2 pseudogenes are annotated in these 448 nt (G+C 67.4%); one reads left to right on the top strand and one right to left on the bottom strand.

Features of this window, described 5'->3' with window-relative positions:
* A pseudogene (locus U8L64_RS00195) lies at positions 1 to 198 on the bottom strand (hypothetical protein); the annotation flags it as partial.
* A gap of 10 nt (positions 199 to 208) precedes the next feature.
* On the opposite strand from U8L64_RS00195, the pseudogene U8L64_RS00190 reads away from it, so the two are divergent.
* Positions 209 to 311, top strand: a pseudogene (locus tag U8L64_RS00190) (hypothetical protein); the annotation flags it as partial.
* Positions 312 to 448 lie beyond the last annotated feature (137 nt).

Raw genomic sequence — 448 nt, 5'->3', positions numbered from 1 at the left:
ACCGCGGTGACGGGCGTGCCGGCACTGTCGACGGAAACCCGCGAGCACTTCATGCAAGGGCTCGAGCGTTTTATCGACGCTGCGGAGCGTCGGGTGTATCACGCGATCATCCTCGCCGAGCCCGGACAGTTGCTGGAATTCCTCCAGCGCCGCCTCGCGGCTGATCCACGTCGCCTCGGCGACATCGGGTAGCGCCGCCGAGTGGATCACCTCGCGCGCCGAGTACCGGCTGATCCTGCGCGAGGACAATGCCGACCTGCGCCTGACCGAGAAGGGCCGTGAGCTGGGCCTGGTGGACGATGTCCGCTGCCCTGCTGCCGGACTTCAGCGCTATCGAGCACGGCATCTGGCTCGCCATCTGCGAGCGCTTCCAGCTCGCCCCGCAACTGCCCGAGTGCATTCACGAGGCGGACATGGTCGCCCTGGCAACCGAACGCCGCGACCTCAT

The organism is Pseudomonas sp. FIP_A4 (genome assembly GCF_036701605.1).
In the GTDB taxonomy this organism is placed as follows: Bacteria; Pseudomonadota; Gammaproteobacteria; order Pseudomonadales; family Pseudomonadaceae; genus Stutzerimonas; species Stutzerimonas phenolilytica.
Note: the sequence above shows the minus strand (reverse complement) of the source record. Positions and strands in the feature narration are given on the sequence as shown.